The following is a 15,143-nucleotide window of genomic DNA, read 5'->3' as shown; positions in this document are numbered from 1 at the left end:
ATCGGATGAATCAGGCATTAACTCATTTCATAGCAATCTGTTCGGACTCCATCGGGGAGACGGCTGAAGCAGTTGTGCAAGCTACCCTGCGCCAATTCGAGCTTCCGAATACAGAGATTAAACGTTATATGAACGTTCGCGACGAGGATGAATTGACCGAATTGATGGAAGAGGTGGCGCGGCGCGGAGGCTTTGTAGCCTACACGCTTGTGCAGCCGGAGCTTCGCGAGGTCATACGGGAGGAAGCCGTGCGGCTCAACATTCGTACGGTGGATATTATGGGGCCGATGATGCAGGCCTTTGCCGATACGTTCAACGACTATCCCAAACGGCTGCCGGGGCTGCTGCATCGCCTGGACGACAGCTATTTCCGGAGGGTCGACGCGATGGAATTCGCTGTCCAATATGACGATGGCAAGGACGTTAGCGCTATTTTGAAGGCGGACATCATATTGCTGGGCGTATCTCGAATCTCCAAGACGCCGCTATCGATGTTTCTCGCTCATAAAGGCTACAAAACGGTCAATTTCCCGATCGTGCCGGAGATGTCGCCGCCGTCGCAGCTCAGAGAAGTCACGAACGGGACGATCATCGGGCTTACGATCGAGCCGGAGCATCTTCTCAAAATCCGCAGCGAGCGCTTAAAGGTCATGGGACTGCCGCATCAGGTGCAGTATGCAGCCCTTGAGCGGATACAAGAGGAACTGGATTATGCCCTGTCGCTGTATGCGGAGCTTGGATGCCCCGTCATTGATGTTACCGATAAGGCGATTGAGGAATCCGCAGGACTGATTATGAATTATCTGAAATAAGGTGCATCGGTAAGGAAAAAAGCTGAAGGAGGGATTCATTCATGGAGAGTTCATTAGCATTGGAGCTTGTAAGAGTGACGGAGGAAGCGGCGCTGCAATCCGCCCGGTGGACAGGAAGAGGGGACAAGAACAGTGCTGATGAAGCCGCGACGGTTGCCATGCGCAAGCATTTTGATTCCGCAGCGATGGATGGTGTCGTTGTTATAGGGGAAGGCGAGATGGATGAAGCGCCCATGCTGTATATTGGAGAGCGCGTAGGGAACCGCAAAGGTCCGAAGATGGACGTGGCGGTAGATCCGCTCGAAGGAACGGAAACGGTGGCCAGCGGGCTGAACAACGCGTTATCCGTAATCGCCGCAGCTCCCCGAGGCACCCTTCTACATGCGCCCGATATCTATATGCATAAGCTCGCGGTTGGACCCGAGCTTGCGGGCAAGCTGAGTTTGAATGATCCGATTGAGGTCACCCTTCGAAAAGCATCGGAGATCTTATCCAAGCCGCTGTCGGAGATGACGGTATCCATTCTCGATCGCGAACGACACAGCGCGATGATCAAGGCTTTGCGAGAGTCCGGGGTAAGAATCAAGCTGCTGAGCCATGGGGATGTCATGGGAGCAATCGAGACCTGCACGGACAGCGAGGTCGATCTCTATGTGGGCTCAGGAGGAGCTCCGGAAGGCGTTCTCGCTGCCGCTGCTTTGAAATGCCTGGGCGGGGAAATCCAGGGACGGCTCATACCGGAGACACCGGAGGATTTCATCAGATGCCAGGACATGGGGTTGAAGCATCCCGAGCAGCTGCTGACGATGGAGGATATGGTAGGCGGCGAAGGCGTATTATTCGTGGCTACGGGCGTGACGGCTGGCGATTTCCTGCGCGGCGTGAAGTTTATGCCGGGTGAGCGGGCCGAAACGCATTCCGTCATGATGTATTCCGGCACTAGAACCGTCCGGTATATCCGGAGCGTTCATCATCTGTTTCAAAGCAGTGAGACTTTAGCTGCCGCTGCATCTTCTTAATGCATAAGCAGGGTATCCATAATATAAAGGCACTCCAAAGGTTAGCTAACCTTCGGAGTGCCTTTATGCGTTGTTAACGGATTGGCGCTGCCGGATGCTTAACCGTGTCTCTTCCGTCCGAGCATCAGCCAAGCTCCGCCAAGCACAAGCAGCACAGCGATGACAGGCTGCACGACGGACAGATAATTCAGTACCGGTCCGATTGAGAATACCACGAAGAACAGCAGCGACAATACGGTCAGAATGTTAATCGGGATGAGCAGCCACTTGTTACGCGATCCGAACCAGTAGAACTCGAACAGCCCTGCCGCAACGGCCAGGATAAAGCCGGGCCACATGGAACCCCACGAGTCAAACAAGGAAGCGATTTGGCTGACAATACCGGCTGTGAGCAGAATGCCGCCCGGTATCAACAGTCCGATACCCTGTCGTCCAACCAACGAGAAGTACATCCAGTGAAAAAACAGACCTAACGGGATCACGAACAACGTAGGCCAGAATGTGGCGAAGATGGAACCGGCGCCAACTGTTCCGCCTTGGTTTAAGAGCAAGTATGCGCCGAGCAGGATGAGCAGCGGTGCCAAGATTGTACGTTTCGTCATACAAACTTCGTTCCTTTCCTTTTGTAGATTGATTAATCCAAGAATACCATGCAATGAATGGGGATGTCCTCGGTCCTGCGGGGAATGTTTCACCTAGACTTTAGTCTAGGATGGCATGTTTAGCCAATAGGCAGGCCGTTTAATAAGGTGCTAAGCGGCTGTTAGGCAAGCCTGAATAAAGAAAAAACAGTCCTGCAGCAAAAGGGTTTCATAGCAGGGCTGTCTTTTCCCATTGAAGGATATTATGAAGGCTTCTTGGTATACATGAGTCCAACGGTTTGAGGACCGCAGTGGCTGCATATGACGCAGCCCGCCGTAGAAATGCTAACCTGCCGTGCGCCTGTTTTCTCCTGCAGTTGCTTTTGCAGGAAGCGGGCTTCCTCCTCGGCCATGGTATGTACAACAACGATCAGATCATTGTCCATCTTATTCACTTGAGCCAGCGCATTCTGGATCATCTGATCCAGTGCCTTCTCTTTTTTGCCGCGTACCTTGTAAGCGGGGATCATACCGCCGTCCACGACTTTGATAACCGGACGGATTTTCAGCAGGCTGCCGATGATGTTTTGCATGCCCGAACAGCGTCCGCCTTTATACAAGTAATCCAGCGTATCGACAACGAATTCGCACTCCACTTCATTTACGGTGCGGCTTAATAACTCCACAATTTGCGGTATGGATGAACCTTCATTGGCTGCATGAACAGCCTTCATAACAAGCAGGCCGATACCGGAGGAAAGATTGCGTGAATCAAACACGGTAACCCGGCCCTCGGGCAGCTCACCTGCGGCGATCAACGCATTTTGGTAGGTGGAAGAAAGCTCTGATGAAATGCTTAGGAACAGGATATCCTCGCCTTGCTCAATGGATGGCGTGAAGGCCGAAATAAAGTCGGACGGAGAAGGTGCCGCTGTTTTGGGCAGGCTGCCGATCTGGTCAACTTTGGCGTATAGCTGTTCCGGCGTGATGTCGACTCCGTCGCGCAAAGATTGTTCTCCGAATACGACGTAGAGCGGAACGATGCCGATATTATATTCTTCTATCCATGAAGGTGGTAAGTCGCAAGTACTGTCAGCAAAAATTCTAATTTTACCAGACATGAACATCTCCCTTTATCAACTAATTGAATCTTGTACTACTAGAATACCTTGTTTGATGAGAAAAGGGAATGCTCTTGTCGTTTTGGGTCGAGAGCTGAGCATACTCCAAAAAAGGCTGTAATTGTGCAACATATTCCATAAGTTTCCCGTTAATTCTAATGGAGGTGGTTTTATGGCTAAGCATAAGCATTTGAGCAAAATGATCGCATTAACGACCGCTGCAATGCTGCTGATGGCAATAACGGCATGTGGAGGTGAAAACCCAACTTCTCAGCCGCCGGCTAATCCGAATCCCATAGCGGATGATGTCAAGGAACCGGCTGAACCCGTCGAAGAGCCGAAGATCGAGATCAAGCAGGGTACCGGTACCTATGTAGGTCAAATCGATAACAATTCCATTGAAATTGAAACAGCAGACGGTCCTACCGCGTTCCGGCTGGACGAAGGTATGGAGCAAGTCATATCCAAACTACAGGGAGATGAATCCGTCTCGTATGAGTATTGGGAGCAGCCCATTGAGGGTGAAGAAGAATTGAAACAGCTGATTCTCACCAAGCTGACGGTGGAAGAGGAAGGCGGGGGCAAGGGTTCGGAGACCGCGCAGCTGCCTGCAACCAAAGAGTTTGAGCTTGAGCTGGAGGGCATGAAAGAGACCAAAACAGCTAAACTGGCAGAGGGCGACGGCTACGCGCTGTATATTTTTGATATCTTTTCCTTTGATGCAAAGACCAATAAGCTGACCATGAATGTGGATCAAGATTATTATGTTGAGATTACGAAGCTGCCTTCGGATTATAACGAGGATGAACTCAGGCTGGAAGCGAAGAAGGAGCTTGCCGATGCCGGTAAGGTTCGTGAAGCTGGCGACAATGAGAAGCATAAGGTCATGGAGGGTGCATCCTTGTATATGATAGGCGAAGGTGAGAGCCTGACCAAGATGTACATTGTGGATGAGATTGACGGACAGGGATATATCTTCCGCGTCAATAACCCTCACCGCGAACCTTCCGAAGGATTTGCTACGCATGCTTTTACATCCTTGAGCTCGATTATGAATCAATAATACTCGCAAAAACAGCCTCTGCTGTTTGGCCATAAGGCTGAGCAGCGAGGCTGTTTTGTTATTCATATCGGATGGATGCATTCATTATTGCTTGGAGGTCTCCAAATATTGCTTAATAAAGCGCAGTGCATTTGCGTCACGTTCCGTGCCTTCACGAATGCCCGCAAACATTTCTTTCTTAAGGACAGGCAGTTGTTCGCCGAGCGGGCTGCCCATAATATCCACGGCATACACATGCTCCGAACCGTCTTCCTCATTTTTCCCCTTTACCAGCATCTCCGGCGTGAGCAGTTCCTTCAGCTCGCCTTCAACCTCGGCTTCGAGGGGGCGCACCATCCCTTGATTGCCAACCCAATCAAAGGCGGTCTGATCCATAATGTACAGGTCCGGGCGCTCGGTGGACAGTACAAGCAGTGCCTTTTGCAGCATGGCTGCATCCTGCGGATTGTTGGAATCCAGAGGCGGTACATAGTTAATGTTAACGGTTACGCGTTTCCAATCGGGGAATTGCGCCAGAATCGCATCCTCGATTGGTTTGAGGTCCTGTCCACCATCCTGATTCATATAAGATCCGAGGAACATGACTTCCAGATCAACCGGGGGCAGATTGGCCAACCGTTCTTTTTCGGCCTGATGGTTGAAAATACTGATCACGATATAAATGAGGACGCCGACTAGAGCAATACCGCCGAGCACATGAAATTTATAATAACGGAAGAAATGATCGGTTTTCTCCGCTGTCCCGGCAAACCTTTTGTATTTGCCGTACCGTTTCTGATCCATCTCTTCCAAAGCTTTACGGTTCTCTTCTTCAAGGATGAATTTATAGGCTTTGGTGATGTCGGCAAACTCGTCTTCGATCTCCTCCGCCCGGTCCGGCTCCCGCCTTTGATGTGAGCGGGTTTGGCGCATGAGCAGCGTGTACCGGTCGTCTAGCTGTTCCTTGGTTGCATCCTCCGGCAGACCCATTCGCTCATAGGCTTCTTTCAATTGGTCCATTCATGTCACCTCTTCTATACTGTGAGAGTTTCCTATTTACCAGTATATAGTGTAGAGGCGGCAGGTTACAAACGTTTATGTGATGTTTCGACACTAGTTGTCTTGATAATGGGTAAACTGTCAGGAATAAGGAAGAAACGCGAAAATGGATATCATGGGATATGGTAAATGATTCATTGTCTCCCTGAATGATTGTGAATGTTTTTGAAAGTTTTAGATTGTTTTTTGGTATGTTTATGTTACTATATGCTTTGAGGGGGGATTCACATTATGCTGACGGAAGAAAGATACCGAATCATATTAGAGCGCTTGCAAGAACGTGGCGTCGTGAAGCTGCAGGAATTGGTTGAACTCCTTGAAGCTTCGGAATCAACGGTACGGCGTGATTTGATCGACCTTGAAGAACGTCAATTATTAAAGCGCATTCATGGCGGAGCCGCGTTGCCGAGCCCAAAGATACAGGAACCTGGAATTGAGGAAAAAACGTTCAAAAACATTCAACAGAAAAATACCGTTGCCCGGTTAGCGGCAGCCCAGGTGGAGGATGGAGAAAGCATCTACCTCGATGCGGGAACGACCACGCTGGCGATGATACCGTTCATCGACGCGAAGGACGTTACGGTGGTAACGAACGGTTTATCCCATATCGAAGCGCTGGTAAGCAAACGAATCAAAAGTTATCTACTGGGCGGCATGATGAAAATTCATACCAAAGCCGTCATCGGAAGCATAGCGCTTCAAAATATGGACAACTTCCGCTTTGACCGCTGCTTTCTCGGCACGAACGGTGTGGATGTAGAGATGGGCTACACCACGCCCGATCCGGAAGAAGCCTTGATCAAGCGGCGAGCCCACCAGCTGTCCGCCTCCAGTTATGTCCTTGCGGATTCAAGCAAAATAGGAGAGGTTTCCTTTGCCAAATTACTGGATCTGAACGAAGCGACGCTGATTACGGAGTCCTTATCGGAATCCTGGAAGAAGGCTATTTCACAGAAAACCAAAATAATTGAGGGATCATGATGATATATACGGTAACACTGAATCCTTCCATCGATTTCATCGTGGAAGTTGAACATATCGAGCTCGGCGGTTTGAACAGAATGACCCGGGACTTGAAATTTCCGGGAGGCAAAGGAATTAATGTATCGCGGGTGTTGAACCAGCTTGGAGCTGATAATACGGCCATTGGTTTCCTGGGCGGATTCACCGGTCGTTATATAGACGAGATGCTGGGCAAGGAAGGAATCCGCACCGATTTCGTGAATATCGCGGACGATACCCGCATCAACGTCAAACTTAAGCATGGCGACGAGACCGAGATTAACGGCCTGGGTCCTATCATCCGCGAGGAAGAAACGAAAGAACTGCTTCATAAGTTGTCACAGCTTCAAGCAGGGGACATCGTTGTGCTGTCCGGCAGCGTCCCGCCTTCGCTGGGACCTGATTTTTATGGCCTTCTTATCGAAACGTGCCGGAAGTGCGGTGCCGAATTCGTGATGGACACCACTGGAGAGGCGCTGATGAAGGCATTGGCCTGGAAGCCGCTCCTCGTAAAGCCGAATCATCACGAACTGGCCGAATTATTCGGCGTTGTTATCGATTCAAGCGAGAAGCTTGTAGAGTACGGCCGAAAGCTGCTCGAGGAAGGAGCGCAGCATGTTCTTATCTCCATGGCCGGCGAAGGGGCGCTGTTCATCACGGCCGATCGGGTATATCACGCGAGCGTACCGTCAGGTACAGTCCGTAATTCCGTCGGGGCCGGTGATTCGATGATTGCCGGATTCGTCGGTACGCTAGCGATGGGCAAGGATCCGATCGAGGCATTCCGGACAGGGGTCGCCTCGGGTAGCGCGACGGCGTTCTCGGACGATTTGGCTGTGCGGGAAACGATTGATCGACTTCTTCCGCAGGTTAGGATCACGGAGTGGTAAGCCGCTTTACATCGATTACGCGGTTATGATGCGGCCGGCTATGGCGTGGCAGTCATCACGAGGATATCAAGGGAGTGTGAACCAGCATGAAAATTACGGATTTAATGATACAAGAAACGATGATCATGGACCTGAAGGCGGTCACGAAGGAGGCAGCCATTGATGAACTGATCGCAAGCCTGGCTGCAAGCGGGCGGATCAACGATCCGGTCTTGTTCAAAGAGATGATTCTGAAGCGTGAAGCCGAATCCAGTACGGGAATCGGAGGCGGCATCGCGATGCCGCACGCGAAGACGGAAGCGGTTAATGAACCGACCGTCGTGTTTGCCAAGAGCAGTCAGGGCGTGGATTTCGAAGCGCTGGACGGAGAGGCGGCGTATGTGTTTTTTATGATCGCAGCTCCGGAAGGAGCCGGAAATACCCATCTCCGTACGCTTGCCGCACTATCGCGGCTGTTGATCGATACCGAATTTATCGCACAATTGATGAATACGAAGACGCCCGGGGAAGTAACGGCGTTATTTGATTCGAAACAGGCAGTGGAAGAAGCTGCCAAGGCGGAGAAGGAAGCGGCCAAGAGAAGGGAAGCGGCAAAAAAGGAATCGGAGAAGGCTCCGGAATCCGATGTCACTTCCGAATCTGACCCCAAGAAGGTTGCTGACGGAACCTCGGATGCTTTTGTTGTTGCCGTAACGGCGTGTCCGACCGGTATTGCCCATACGTTTATGGCTGAAGATGCCCTGAAGAAGAAAGCTCAGGAAATGGGCGTCGAGATCCGGGTGGAGACCAATGGCTCGGAGGGTGCGCAGAACGTGTTGACGGAAGAGGAAATCCGCAGGGCGGCAGGCGTCATCATTACCGCCGACAAAAACGTGGAAATGGCTCGCTTTAACGGGAAGCCTGTGCTCCAGCGACCGGTCAGCGACGGTATCCGTAAATCGGAGGAGCTGATTCGCAAAGCGATGAGCGGCGATGCCCCCATCTACCGGAGCGAAGGCGGCGGTGAGTCGCAGGCGAAGGACGCGGAGAAGGGCAGCATAGGCACGAAAGTGTATAAGGACCTGATGAATGGTATTTCGCATATGCTGCCATTCGTCGTGGGAGGCGGTATTCTTCTGGCTATCTCCTTCCTGATCGAGCAGCTTGCAGGTGACAATCATCCCCTCTTCCAGCTGCTGCAGACGATTGGCGGGGGAGACGGCGCCTTCCACTTCCTCATACCGGTTCTGGCAGGATTCATTGCGCTCAGCATAGGTGATCGTCCGGCATTGATGCCCGGTATGGTCGGAGGGCTAATGGCCCTGAATTCTAATTCAGGATTTCTTGGAGGGCTAGCGGCAGGTTTCTTGGCGGGTTATGTGGTGATCCTGCTGCGCAAAGTCTTTGCTGGTCTGCCCAAAGCGCTTGACGGCTTAAAGCCGATCCTGTTGTACCCGGTTGTCGGCCTCCTTGTCACCGGAACGATCATGTTCTATCTGTTTGATCCGTTCTTCAGCTGGATCAATCTCGGCCTGATTGATATTCTGAACAATCTGGGTACTGGAAACGCGGTGATTCTCGGTCTTATTCTGGGCGGAATGATGTCGATTGACATGGGTGGACCCTTCAATAAAGCGGCATATGCATTTGCGATCGGCGTCTTTACATCCAGCGGCAATACGAACGGAGCCATGATGGCCGCGGTTATGGCCGGCGGTATGGTTCCTCCGCTTGCTATTGCGCTGGCGACGACGTTTTTCAAGCATAAGTTTACGGAGCAGGAACGAAAGTCCGGCGTGACCAACTACGTGATGGGACTTTCCTTCATTACGGAGGGCGCGATCCCGTTCGCCGCTGCCGATCCGCTGCGCGTGCTGACATCTTGTATCCTCGGCTCGGCGGTTGCCGGCGGGTTGACGCAGCTGTGGAGCATCAACGTCCCTGCTCCTCACGGGGGGATATTTGTTGCGGCTCTGGCCAACCATGCACTTCTGTTCTTGCTGGCCGTCCTGATTGGCGCGGTGATATCAGGCCTGCTGCTTGGTCTGTGGAAGAAGCCTCTTGAGCGTAAATAGATTCATACAGATGAGACAATACGAGTTTGGAGTGGGCATTTCTGCTTACTTCGGACTCGTTTTTTTCATAGTCGGTTGGATCATTTCTGCAGTTGACCGCATGTTATAATCTAGTCATGATCGAAAATGGAAGGAGAGAGAATAGAGATGATGGAACAGAACAGCAAGGGTCGAGGTCCCGAGGAGCTTATCGAAGAAATCAACCGGACGTCCACAGCCGAAGGAATGGCGGCGGTATGGTTTCTGGGACAGGAGAGCGTTGTCCTTAAGGGCGGGGAGGTTGTCATCTATATCGATCCTTATATGTCCGATGATCTGGAACGCAAAGCGGGATTCAAGCGCGCATTTCCTGCACCGCTGACCCCGGAGCATATCACGAATGCGAACGTGGTGCTGATCACCCATGAGCATGACGATCATATGGATCTGGGTACGATTGCGGTCATAGCCAAACAGAATCCGGAGACAGTTTTTGTCGCACCGGCTTGCTGCCATGAAGCGATGAGAGAGGCCGGTGTCGCGCCGGAGCGTTTGTACGCGGCGATGTGCGATGAATGGCAGCAGTTTGAGGGCTTCCGACTGATGGCGATTCCGGCTGCCCATGAAACTTTGGATGAGCATGAACAGTTCGGGCACCGATATGTCGGATATTTGGTGGATATCCAGGGCGTGTTGATCTACCATGCGGGAGATACCGTCGTTTACCCTGGTTTGGTTGAAAGGTTACAAGCGTATGCGATTGATATCGGGATGGTGCCGATCAACGGGGGAGATGCCTTCCGCCGGAAAGACGGAATCGTTGGAAATATGGGCTTTCGGGAGGCAGCAGAGCTTGCCGCAGCATCGGGATTCGATCTGACCATTCCCATGCACTATGATATTTTCCCTTGGAATGGAGAGAAGCCGGGGTATTTTGTGGATTATTGTTATGAGAACTATCCCTATATGAAGACCAAGGTGATGGCACGGACCGAGCGTTTGATTTATGTAAAAGATTAATAGCGAAAGGTATCCGAATCGAGCTCGGTGGAATTTTTTTCAAATGCGGGACAGCAAGTCCGCAATTTTTCGAAATGACAAGCATATAAATGAGACATGCCCTTATAAATGGAGATGGGGAAATGGTGTCATTTCGAAAACATGTCATTATCGTGATCGGCAGTTTTCTGATCGCGATGGGGACCAATTTTTTTCTTGTCCCGCATAAAGTTTTGGATGGTGGAGTTATCGGCATCGCTCTGATAGCTAACTATGTGTTTGATCTACATATCGGATTCGTCATCATTTTGTGCAGCATTCCCATGTTTATCGCAGCCTGGATATTAAATCGCGAAATTTTTTACAATAGTCTGTCAGGCATGCTGATATCTTCATTTATCATCGATTTGCTTTCACCGCTGCAACCGGATTTTTTGCGATTTTTTGCCCCGAATGTCATCCTGAGCGCGCCCCTGGGCGGGGCTTTGATCGGAGCCGGACTTGGGTTTATGCTAAGAAACAATGCAAGCACGGGCGGAACGGATCTGTTGGCGCATTTTCTGGCTAAATATTTGCCGTTAAATGTAGGCGTCATTATTTTGCTGATGGATGCCGTGATCATTGGTTTCGGAGGTATCCTGCTGTCGGGAAGCACCTTCATGTATTCTGTTCTGACGATCGTAGCGGGCGGCTTTACGACAGGAATGTTCACTCAGAAGCGTTGGTTCAAAAAGAGACGGACTAAATAAACAGACAAGCCTATCAAGTTGACTCTTGATAGGCTTGTCTGTTTATGAAAATCACGATATTTGCATTTTTTATCTTTGCGATTGAGCTTCCTTAAAGGCGTTGATATAAGCCCGTGCCTTTTCTGTAATCAGATTGAAGTCACCGCTCTTCAATGCGTCCTTGGTCAGATCCGATCCGATCCCGACCGCAAACGCGCCGGCCTTGATCCATTCATGCAGATTGTCCAGATTTACGCCTCCGGTTGGCATGATGTTAGCCTGCGGGAGCGGACCCTTCAGAGATGGAATGACGGATGGAGAGTACAGATTGCCCGGGAAGAGCTTGATGACATCGACGCCAAGCTCAAGAGCGGCAACGATATCATGAACGGTTACGGCGCCCGGCATAACCGGGATGCGGTAACGATTGCTGAGCATAATGGTATCGCGGTCGAAGCCCGGTGAGACTACAAACTCAGCACCGGCAAGAATGGTGATTCGAGCTGTTTCAGCATCGAGAACCGTGCCTGCGCCAATGATGGCATAGTTATCCGCTTGCGGGTCTTTAGAGGAGTACATTTTGGCCAGCGTCGTAATGGCTTCGGTAGCGAACGGTACGGTCATGGTTACTTCGATAACCTTGATACCGCCTTCAATCGCACGTTTGGCAATCTCGACAACCTCTTCGGGGGAATCTCCGCGAAGGACAGCGACGACACCCGCATGATGAATTTGTTCGATCAGTCTTAGCTTTTTCATGTTACACACTCCTTCTCGTCTATAAATGGATTAGAAAGATGGCTCGTTTAAAGAACAGGAGTTAACGCTCGATATGAGCAGCATTTCCGCGCCGCTGTTGTACCTCTTCCCAGGTCGGAAGTGCTTCCCAATCACCGGGCGCTTGGATCACCAGCGAACCGGTTAAGCCGCCCAGCGAGAGAGCCTCTTCGGGTGTCCAGCCCTTGGCGATACCGGCAAGGAAACCGGCACAGAATCCGTCGCCTGCTCCCACGGTGTCCACCACTTGGTCCACCTGTTCAAAGGGAAGGGAGTAGGTGTGGCTCTTGTGGACAATGACATTGCTCCCATTGAAACTTTTGATAACGGACATTCCGGGAAGCTGTCGCAGACGATCCAGTATCACCTGCTCGTCCTCTGTTTCGAACAGCAGCTTGCATTCATCATAGCCCGGAAGAAAATAATCACAGGCTTCCGCAAGCTCCAGCAATACAGGGCGAGCTTCCTCGATATTCCATAGCTTGAGCCTGAGGTTAGGGTCAAAGCTGATCAGGACGCCACGCGCTTTGCATATGGAAATGACATGCCGTATCGTCTCCAGGCAGCTGCTGCTTAGAGCTGCGGTGATGCCTGTAAAATGAAGGATGCGGGCATTGGCTATGTATTCGGAGTCTACATGGTCCGGCATCATGTGGCTGGCGGCGGAGCCTTTGCGGTAGTAATAGACGGAGGATTGACCGCGAACGTTCTGGCGCAGCATAAGGCCGGTCGGTGCAGCATCCGTTTGTCTGGCGGCGGAAATGTCGACACCTTCTCCTCGAAGCGTTTTCAAAATACCGGTTCCGATCGGATCGTTACCGAGTTGACCGAACCATCCGCTGCTGCAGCCAAGCCGGGAAAGTCCGATGGCGAGATTGCTTTCGGCACCGCCGAAGGATTGTGCCATGCTTCCTCCTTGTCCTATGCCCCGTGTACCTTCCGGATATAATAATCCCATCGATTCACCGAACGTGATGACATCGATAGGACGCGTTTCATTCTTCATCGAATCTACCCCCTTGAATTCAGTCGCCGTTATTAACACTTTACCCTGATGGGGAGGATAACTCAATAATAAATAACACAATATAAAGTACCTCCTATCAGGGGAAGATAGGAGGTAGGCATGGGCTTACATGTGATGGAGCAAACTAAAAACAAATGTTTAGAAACCTTTATACTGAGGCTCTTCTTGTTCAAGCTGCTGAACCCGCTGGGCCACTTGATCCACGACTTGCTGTGTTTGTTGTGCTGCGGCCGTGAACAAATCCTTGGCATTTTGATCTTGCGTGGACAGTGCAAATTGCTCAAGGCTGGCCTGAGCACTTTTTAAGGATGAGAGACATGTTTTAACATCGGAAGCTACGGTCATTGGTTTTTATCACTCCTTTCATGCGTAATAATGTACGCATTTTGCACAAGAACATGCATGGAGTCGGTTCAGGGAAATAATGGAGTGATTTCTAAAGGGATATTTGACAATAATCTATAGAGTGATTATTTAGTCAAGACATGAAATGAGGAGGCTTTATTGTGGCCGAGTGGTTGGAAATTGTACTTAGAACCTTATGTGCTGTGGTCGTGTTGTTTCTGATGACGAAACTGCTGGGCAAGCGGCAAATTACGCAGCTATCTTTTTTTGAATATTTAACGGGGATTACGATCGGCAGCTTGGCCGCCTACATCTCCCTGGATCTTGATGCGAACTGGTATTTGGGATTAGTAGCGCTGGGCGTATGGGTAGCCTGTTCATTACTTATTGAATTCCTGACAATCAAGAGCAAGAAGGCCAGGGACTTTATCGATTTTAAGTCGACCGTGCTCATTAAAGACGGCAAGATATTGGAAGATAATTTAAAGAAAGAAAAACTGTCTTCCGATGAGTTAATGCAGCAGCTGCGGAAAAAAGACGTGTTTCAGATCGCTGACGTGGAATTTGCCATTATGGAGTCCAGCGGGGAAATTAATGTTCTGCTGACGCGTGAGAATCTGCCTTTAACTCCTAAAGATCTTGGTGTCCAGGTAGCGCCGGAAAAGCCCGGACAGGTTGTCGTCATGGATGGTGAAGTCATGGATGAACCGCTGCGCGTCGCAGGCTTCAATCATGGATGGCTGGTGGAAGAACTGGACAAGCAGGGCGCTAAGATCAAGGATGTATTTCTCGCACAGGTAGACACTTATGGACAACTAACCGTCGATTTGTATGATGATCAGATTCAGGTTCCCCAAAATGAGGAGCGGAAACTGCTCTATGCCAATTTGAAAAAATGTCAGGCGGATCTGGAGTTATTCAGCCTCAGTACAAAGAGTAAGAAGGCAAAAAAAATGTATGAAGAAAGCTCCAAACAGATCGAGAAGATTATAGCCGAGGTAAAGCCAATCCTAAATACTTAATTCGGGAGCCACCGAGTCATAATTCCGTAAAAATCGGAATAGGATATTTTTGTGTATTACAAAAGGAGCCGGTTGCCGCCGACTCCCCGCACAGCAGATCATTACCTGCAAGGTGGATATTTGCTTGCTACCAGACGTAAGAAATAGATTCATCTGTACAAGGGACGGGTCTATTTCTTATTATGGAAGGCAAGGATCGAGACGACCAGAGTGGCGAACGATATCATTAAAGCCAAAGCTTCATTCACGCCCATGCCTATCACCTCCTGCTGCCACCCTTGCCAGCTGGTCTACTGTACTATATAATATGCCAATTGCTTACAATAAAAGAACCTTTTTGTAGGAAGCGCTTACGTAATAATTTCATCATTATGCACAGAGATTTTCAAATTTTCTATTTTTCCAAGTTCTCATATCGTAAGGCTGTTGCACTTTTGATCCTTAATGAAGGACCTTTCGGGCTTTTAGGTCATCGCAACTTTCCTCAGAACTTTTCAGTTGAATTAAAAAGAGTATCCTAATGCTGGTATTATCCCCTCATGGTAGACAGTGAAAAAAGAGGACATGTTACAATGAACTCAAATACTGGATACCGGAGGGGATTTTTGTTATGTCAGCGAAGAAAGGCCAAACCTTTAATCGATATACCTTTAATCGATATAGCGAAGAAACGAAGAAAGAAGCCG

The 15,143-nt window shown here is 50.1% G+C and carries 16 protein-coding genes; 9 read left to right on the top strand and 7 right to left on the bottom strand.

Annotation, left to right across the window (positions count from 1 at the left end; genetic code table 11):
- The first annotated feature begins 5 nt into the window (after positions 1-5).
- The gene (locus tag ACPV3A_RS29845; RefSeq protein WP_071217883.1) at positions 6-812 is read left to right on the top strand and encodes a pyruvate, water dikinase regulatory protein; all 807 of its coding nucleotides are present in this window, start codon (positions 6-8) and stop codon (positions 810-812) included.
- A gap of 41 nt (positions 813-853) precedes the next feature.
- Positions 854-1,831: a class II fructose-bisphosphatase gene (gene glpX / locus ACPV3A_RS29840; RefSeq protein ID WP_426203265.1), complete on the top strand. Its 978-nt coding sequence runs from the start codon at positions 854-856 to the stop codon at positions 1,829-1,831.
- A gap of 98 nt (positions 1,832-1,929) precedes the next feature.
- Here the strand turns inward: glpX and ACPV3A_RS29835 are convergent, their stop codons facing one another.
- Entirely contained in the window at positions 1,930-2,433 is a 504-nt protein-coding gene (locus ACPV3A_RS29835; RefSeq protein WP_009595848.1) for a hypothetical protein, read from the bottom strand.
- 242 nt (positions 2,434-2,675) lie between these two features.
- Positions 2,676-3,533 (bottom strand): DegV family protein, encoded by an 858-nt coding sequence (locus ACPV3A_RS29830; protein WP_426203262.1) that lies wholly within the window; start codon positions 3,531-3,533, stop codon positions 2,676-2,678.
- A gap of 172 nt (positions 3,534-3,705) precedes the next feature.
- Between ACPV3A_RS29830 and ACPV3A_RS29825 the strand changes: the two genes are divergently transcribed.
- The gene (locus tag ACPV3A_RS29825) at positions 3,706-4,596 is read left to right on the top strand and encodes a hypothetical protein (protein ID WP_426203260.1); all 891 of its coding nucleotides are present in this window, start codon (positions 3,706-3,708) and stop codon (positions 4,594-4,596) included.
- Positions 4,597-4,680: 84 nt separating this feature from the next.
- Here the strand turns inward: ACPV3A_RS29825 and ACPV3A_RS29820 are convergent, their stop codons facing one another.
- A complete protein-coding gene (locus ACPV3A_RS29820) occupies positions 4,681-5,595 on the bottom strand; it encodes a J domain-containing protein (protein ID WP_426203258.1) in 915 nt (304 codons plus the stop codon).
- Positions 5,596-5,865: 270 nt separating this feature from the next.
- Here ACPV3A_RS29820 and ACPV3A_RS29815 point away from each other — a divergent pair, with 270 nt between their 5' ends.
- From ACPV3A_RS29815 to ACPV3A_RS29795, 5 genes are all read left to right on the top strand, one after another.
- Positions 5,866-6,615 (top strand): DeoR/GlpR family DNA-binding transcription regulator, encoded by a 750-nt coding sequence (locus tag ACPV3A_RS29815; protein ID WP_071217888.1) that lies wholly within the window; start codon positions 5,866-5,868, stop codon positions 6,613-6,615.
- The gene (pfkB, locus tag ACPV3A_RS29810; protein WP_220684080.1) at positions 6,615-7,526 is read left to right on the top strand and encodes a 1-phosphofructokinase; all 912 of its coding nucleotides are present in this window, start codon (positions 6,615-6,617) and stop codon (positions 7,524-7,526) included. The genes ACPV3A_RS29815 and pfkB overlap by 1 nt, the downstream gene beginning before the upstream one ends.
- 86 nt (positions 7,527-7,612) lie before the next feature.
- Positions 7,613-9,580 carry a PTS fructose transporter subunit IIABC gene (locus tag ACPV3A_RS29805; RefSeq protein ID WP_426203254.1) on the top strand — a complete coding sequence of 656 codons (1,968 nt, stop codon included), beginning with the start codon at positions 7,613-7,615 and terminating at the stop codon, positions 9,578-9,580.
- 147 nt (positions 9,581-9,727) lie between these two features.
- A complete protein-coding gene (locus tag ACPV3A_RS29800; RefSeq protein ID WP_426203253.1) occupies positions 9,728-10,579 on the top strand; it encodes an MBL fold metallo-hydrolase in 852 nt (283 codons plus the stop codon).
- Between the two features lie 122 nt (positions 10,580-10,701).
- Positions 10,702-11,307, top strand: coding sequence for a YitT family protein (locus ACPV3A_RS29795; RefSeq protein WP_216530568.1), 606 nt, complete (start codon positions 10,702-10,704; stop codon positions 11,305-11,307).
- A gap of 69 nt (positions 11,308-11,376) precedes the next feature.
- Here ACPV3A_RS29795 and ACPV3A_RS29790 read toward each other — a convergent pair whose 3' ends face one another.
- The 3 genes from ACPV3A_RS29790 to ACPV3A_RS29780 form a co-directional block, all read right to left on the bottom strand.
- The gene (locus tag ACPV3A_RS29790; RefSeq protein WP_194544273.1) at positions 11,377-12,045 is read right to left on the bottom strand and encodes a bifunctional 2-keto-4-hydroxyglutarate aldolase/2-keto-3-deoxy-6-phosphogluconate aldolase; all 669 of its coding nucleotides are present in this window, start codon (positions 12,043-12,045) and stop codon (positions 11,377-11,379) included.
- Between the two features lie 61 nt (positions 12,046-12,106).
- On the bottom strand, positions 12,107-13,069 hold the full coding sequence (locus ACPV3A_RS29785; protein ID WP_426203250.1) for a sugar kinase: 963 nt from the start codon (positions 13,067-13,069) through the stop codon (positions 12,107-12,109).
- A 159-nt stretch (positions 13,070-13,228) separates the two neighbouring features.
- Positions 13,229-13,435, bottom strand: a complete 207-nt coding sequence (locus ACPV3A_RS29780) for a DUF1657 domain-containing protein (RefSeq protein WP_053491912.1) — start codon at positions 13,433-13,435, stop codon at positions 13,229-13,231.
- 161 nt (positions 13,436-13,596) lie between these two features.
- Here ACPV3A_RS29780 and ACPV3A_RS29775 point away from each other — a divergent pair, with 161 nt between their 5' ends.
- Positions 13,597-14,457, top strand: a complete 861-nt coding sequence (locus ACPV3A_RS29775; RefSeq protein WP_194544271.1) for a DUF421 domain-containing protein — start codon at positions 13,597-13,599, stop codon at positions 14,455-14,457.
- A gap of 170 nt (positions 14,458-14,627) precedes the next feature.
- Here the strand turns inward: ACPV3A_RS29775 and ACPV3A_RS29770 are convergent, their stop codons facing one another.
- The gene (locus tag ACPV3A_RS29770; protein ID WP_223260591.1) at positions 14,628-14,711 is read right to left on the bottom strand and encodes a putative holin-like toxin; all 84 of its coding nucleotides are present in this window, start codon (positions 14,709-14,711) and stop codon (positions 14,628-14,630) included.
- Positions 14,712-15,143 lie beyond the last annotated feature (432 nt).

The organism is Paenibacillus sp. Dod16, assembly GCF_049893405.1.
In the GTDB taxonomy this organism is placed as follows: Bacteria; Bacillota; Bacilli; order Paenibacillales; family Paenibacillaceae; genus Paenibacillus_AQ.
The sequence above is the reverse complement of the archived record's forward strand: the minus strand, read 5'-3'. Positions and strand labels throughout refer to the sequence as shown.